Below are 4,762 nucleotides of genomic sequence, written 5' to 3'. Positions count from 1 at the left end.
CACGCTCGCTGGAGTGCATAGTGCCACGTTTGATATGGGACGTGGCTACGCTGCCCGGGCTCTTAATGTCCTGAAGCCTCTTGTCGGTACCCCCTATCGGAGCGTGACTGCCTCAAGCACGGCACTCGTCGCACCCGTCGAAGCCTTCGGCCTTGGGCAGTGCGTGATCGTGGTCAATAAAACCGGAGTCCGTCAGCAGGCGACTCTGGAGAAGCTCCTGCCTGGCAAGTGGGAAGCACAAGAGCTACACGGCCAGACACCCGCTGGTATGGCTCCTGCGAGTACTCCTGTGCGCGTCTCTGGCGGCAAGACCAACCTCAACCTCGCCCCCCACGAAGTGCGGATTCTCACACGGCGATAAAAAATTCAATACGGAAGAGTTCGACAAGCTCAAGGACACCGGCACCCTCTACTCCGCCCGCCCCGCCGTCCGACCGGGACGACGCATGATCCCACGGCGGCTCTGCCCCACGGGTGGAGCCGCCTCTTTCGTCAGGTCACGGACGATGTCTTTCTTCTCATCCCCACCGTCGTCTTTTCCGTCAAAGCCCACGCTATAGAGCCGCTGCCCTTTCCGCAAAAGCGGTTTTCCTGAAAACACATCGGTGAGGGGTGTACCCGACGGCAAGTCTTCCAGGCGTGTCAGAGGTTTCTTTTTTATCCGCTCAAACCCCTGGATCGCCAGAGCAACGCGCGGGAGGCGATAGGCCAGCTCCGCCAGCAAGAACTCCGTCGCGAGCCCACTGTAGCGCTGGGGATACCAGTAGCCCGCAAACGCCTTCCCCCGTTTGTCCTCAGCGGTATCCAGTGCTTTCAGAGCCCGCCACTGCGCCGTGAGGTCTGCATCGGGGATCGGAGCGAGCGCAGATTTCACCGCCCGCCAGTAGCGCAGGTTGATCACCTCGGAGGCATCGGCGTAGAGCTGCCAGCCAAGCGTGTGATCCAGCCGATCCAGCTCCCGCCAGAGCGGGTTGTAGTCCAGAAAGGGCTCGTCCTCGGGCTTATAGAGTTTTTCGCGGTGCTCACGGGCATCGCCCTGCTCTTTGACACACTGAAGGAGCCAAATTTCCTTCAGTATGCCGGGAGGAGTGCGCCAAGTTTCCCAGTCACGATCGATCTCTGGGAGGCGCTCAGGATACTCCAGAGCCACCAAGAACAGCACCCGCGCCGAGAGAATCGCATGTCGGTCTCGGATCGTCCAGACCAGCAGACCAGGCTCCTCGGTAAGCTGATGCGTAAAGCGCTGGATGAGCCCCAGTGTCGCCAGTGCTTTTTCGGGCTGCTTGTGCCCCTTTGCATAGACCTGAAAGAGCTGGGCCAGCCGATCACAGGCAAGTAAGATCTCGCGCCGCCGCTTCCACTCCTCTTCGGTAAGTGCATCATGCCAGCCGAAGTCACAGTGGGGCCGACGCACGCCCTCTCTCACGAGCCGCAGTGCGGGAACGGCAGCCTCAAGCACTTTTCCTAGTAGCGCCGCATCACCGTCTTTGAGCTTGCTGGTTGGGCTGAGCATCCTCGCAATGGCCAGCCGCTCTTCGGGAGTCCAGTCGGGGAGTAAGTTCACGGCCTCACGGTAGAGCGGCGCCGCGTTGTCTTTCTCGCGGAGCACCGGGCGTTTCGGAAGCTCCTGCATTGCCTGAGGTAGACCTGCCTGCCGTGCCCGCTGCCGCTCTTGGGGCAGTGTCAAAGCAAGCTTAGGCAAGCGGCTATCGCGCTCGCTCATGAGCCACAGGATCCAAAAAACGCCGCCTAAGAGCGCAAGCCCAAGCACGAACAGAACCAGCCTATTTGCAATTCGCAAATAGTGAACGGCACGCATCACACGACCCGATTGCCCGCAACGTAGACTTGTTCGGCGGTGAGCGAGGTGAGATTTTGGGGCGTGGGTGCATCGGAGAGGACGACAAAGTCGGCGAGGTAGCCAGGGGTGAGCTTGCCAAGATAATGGTCTTGGTGGAGTGCGTAGTGGCTCCCGACCGTGTAGTCATAGAGTGCTTCGTCCACCGAGAGGCCACCTTCGGGTGTCCAAGCGTGGCGGTTGACGGCGGCATTGAGGCAGAGAAACGCATCGAGTTTTTCGACGGGACAGTCCGAGCCGAGCGCCAGGGGGATTCCTGCGGAGCGCATCGCCGCAAACGGATAGGCATGCTTTGCTCGCGCCTCCCCCACGCGCTCACCGGTCCAGGTGTCCGAAGTGACGAACTGCGGCTGGATCGCCCCCACGATCTTGTGCTTGGCCATGCGTGCCAGCAAGTCAGCAGGTAGGATTGAGACATGCTCGAGTCTATGGCGGTGGTACGTATTGTCTTGGTTGCTCTGGCTCAGGGCAAACTCTATCGCATCCAGGCTCTCGCGCACTGCTTGGTCCCCAATCGCATGGATCACGAGCTGGAAGCCTTTGCTTTGCAGCTCGGCGCAGCGCTGCTTTAGCACGTCGGGGTCGTAGATACGCGTGCCGCACTCCCCCGTGGCTTCGTAGGGCTCGGCCATGAGCGCCGTGTAGGCTCCAAGTGAGCCATCGGAGAAGAACTTCGCCCCACCGAGCTTGAGCCACGTATCGCCAAAGGTCGTGCCGATGCCATGGGCATGAAGCGTGTCGCCACTTGTCTGAGGCGGCATTCCTGTCACCCGAATCGGAAGCTGATCTTTGCGCCGGAGCCGTGCGTAGGCCCCGAGCTGATCAGGGGTGTCGAGCAGCGTCCCGACACTCGTCATCCCAGACTTCAGCGCAACGGCAGCGGCTTGGCGCACGGCCTCTTCGCCCTCCGCCTCTGTCAGCGGCGGCACGAGGTTATAAAACGGGGTAATCGCGGTCTCGGTGTAGAGCCCCGAGTCCACGTCGCCTGCCGCACGCTCCGCCTCAGTGACAAGCGCCAAGGCGGCGGAGTTCACCACCATTGCGTGGCCACAGACACGGGTGACCAGTAGCGGACGGGTGGGAGAGATCTTGTCTAGCTCAATGCGAGTCGGGAAGCGCCCCTCCACCAGCTTACTCTGGTCGAAGCCCCGTGCCAAGAGAAACGGGCCATCGTAGCGGACAGCGTGATCTGAGAGGCGCGTGAGTAGCTCGTCGAGGCTGGCGCAGTTCAGGAGATCCGCCGTCCGCAAGAGCCCTGCACCAAACATATAGAGATGCAAGTGCGAGTCGCAGAAGCCCGGCACGACGGTCTTTCCCGCCAGATCAATATATTCGGCGTGTCCCCCCGCGAAGACGCGAGCTTCCGCGCTACTCCCCGCAAAGACCACCTTGCTATCTGCGACCACAAACGCCTCGGCGCGTGCCGAGGGCGCAGTCATCGTGTGAATAATCGCATTACAAAAAACCGTCATTGACAAAAATTCCACAAACAAAAAAGCCGGGGCAAGAGCCCCGGCTTGCCACGACGAAACTAACCGCCGAGCTGCTTCATCTGCATGTCAATTTGCTGCTTGACCATCGGCTTGAACTTCGCTGGGGCCGCCGCAAGAATCTCATCGCTCATCTTTTTGGCAACCGGCTTGATCTCGCCTAGCATTTTCTTTGCAGCGGGCTCAGACATCATCTGCTTCTGCAGATCCATCATTTTCTTGATGGCTGCCTGTCCCTTAGGACCTTTCTGGTCTTCTGGCTTTAGGCCTTGTGCTTCTTTTTGAGCCGCTTCCATCTTAGGCTTATATTTCTTCTGGAGCGTCTCCATGTCCGCTTTGTACTTCTTCTGAAGCGATTGCATTTGTGGACCGTACTTCTTCTGAATATCGGCAGCCTTTTTGGTAAAGGCTTCGTAGGCTTTCTTATCGGCATCGCTGGGGGCAGCGCCGCCTGCGGGTGGCTGTGGTCCCTGGGCGACTGCCTGCGGTGCGGCCAGGGCCACGGTCACTACCATTGTAAAGGCGGTTGCCAGCCGCATCATCCATTGCTTCATTATTGCTAACTTTCTTGAGTTGAGTTTTACGTTGCTGCTTTCGACAGCATTTATACGCAGAGGTTACGTTTTTTGGTTCCCGGAACCGGCTCGTCGCTGAATCGCAGCCTTCAAGGCAGCATCCAGTGTCGCCTTTTTCTTGCGTTGTTCCGGAGTCAGGACAGCATCCAGCTCCGTGCGACGGGCATCCAGGGTGGGTTTTAGCTCACCGGAAGCTTTAGTGCTCAGTGTCCGCATCTGTTTCCGTAGCTCGTCGAGTTTGGGGGCATACTTGTCCTGAACAGCCTTCACCTTCGGGCGGTAGCGTCCAATGATCTCCGTCCACTTTTTCTTCTGGGCTTCGGTAAGCTTGAGTTCTTTTTCCAGCTCCGCTTGTAGGTTTCGCCGCTGCCCTGTGGGAGCAGGCGCTGTCCCGACAGATTTTTTCGCCTGAGCGAAAACAGGGCCGACACACAGCAGAGCACAGAATAGAGAGAAGGGTTTCACGGTTCTCATGTCGAACGAAGTGTACCAGAGGATTAGGTATTTATGCACATCGGACGACTGTTGGGGTGCTTATTTGGTACTCTTTTGTACTTTGCGGGTAGTGTACGGGCACAGCCGCCCCAGCGCCTGACAGCCACTTTAGACCGCGCGGGGACACTCACGGTTCGTGTCGCCAATAGCCAGCGGGTCTTTGCGACCATCCGGCCGGGTATCTTTGAGGCCATGTGGCAGTACCGAACGACCGTTGCGGCTTCCACCCCTGGGGCGGCTCGCATTCGCACGCGCACCCTCCCCGCCAGTATCGCCGTCACGTTTGAGAGCACTCTGGAGGCTACCTCCGACCGCAATGTCCGCCTAAAATACACGCTTACCCC

6 protein-coding genes are annotated in these 4,762 nt (G+C 59.2%); 2 read left to right on the top strand and 4 right to left on the bottom strand.

What is annotated here, in order from left to right; genetic code table 11:
* Positions 1 to 361: hypothetical protein (locus AC1XOS_RS19845; protein ID WP_481963949.1), on the top strand; the 361-nt coding region annotated here is incomplete at its 5' end.
* 48 nt (positions 362 to 409) lie between these two features.
* Here the strand turns inward: AC1XOS_RS19845 and AC1XOS_RS19840 are convergent.
* The 4 genes from AC1XOS_RS19840 to AC1XOS_RS19825 all read right to left on the bottom strand — a co-directional run bounded on the left by AC1XOS_RS19840 (position 410) and on the right by AC1XOS_RS19825 (position 4,397).
* Complete coding sequence (locus tag AC1XOS_RS19840) at positions 410 to 1,723, bottom strand: hypothetical protein (RefSeq protein WP_481963948.1); 1,314 nt, start codon at positions 1,721 to 1,723, stop codon at positions 410 to 412.
* Positions 1,724 to 1,818: 95 nt separating this feature from the next.
* Positions 1,819 to 3,297, bottom strand: a complete 1,479-nt coding sequence (locus AC1XOS_RS19835) for an amidohydrolase (RefSeq protein ID WP_481963947.1) — start codon at positions 3,295 to 3,297, stop codon at positions 1,819 to 1,821.
* A 92-nt stretch (positions 3,298 to 3,389) separates the two neighbouring features.
* Positions 3,390 to 3,902 (bottom strand): hypothetical protein, encoded by a 513-nt coding sequence (locus tag AC1XOS_RS19830; RefSeq protein ID WP_481963946.1) that lies wholly within the window; start codon positions 3,900 to 3,902, stop codon positions 3,390 to 3,392.
* Positions 3,903 to 3,965: 63 nt separating this feature from the next.
* Positions 3,966 to 4,397, bottom strand: a complete 432-nt coding sequence (locus AC1XOS_RS19825) for a Spy/CpxP family protein refolding chaperone (RefSeq protein ID WP_481963945.1) — start codon at positions 4,395 to 4,397, stop codon at positions 3,966 to 3,968.
* Positions 4,398 to 4,430: 33 nt separating this feature from the next.
* On the opposite strand from AC1XOS_RS19825, the gene AC1XOS_RS19820 reads away from it, so the two are divergent.
* The coding region (locus AC1XOS_RS19820; RefSeq protein WP_481963944.1) for a hypothetical protein at positions 4,431 to 4,762 on the top strand (332 nt) is incomplete at its 3' end.

The sequence above is a fragment of the Armatimonas sp. genome (assembly GCF_964826245.1).
This window is presented reverse-complemented; position numbering and strand designations above follow the sequence as displayed.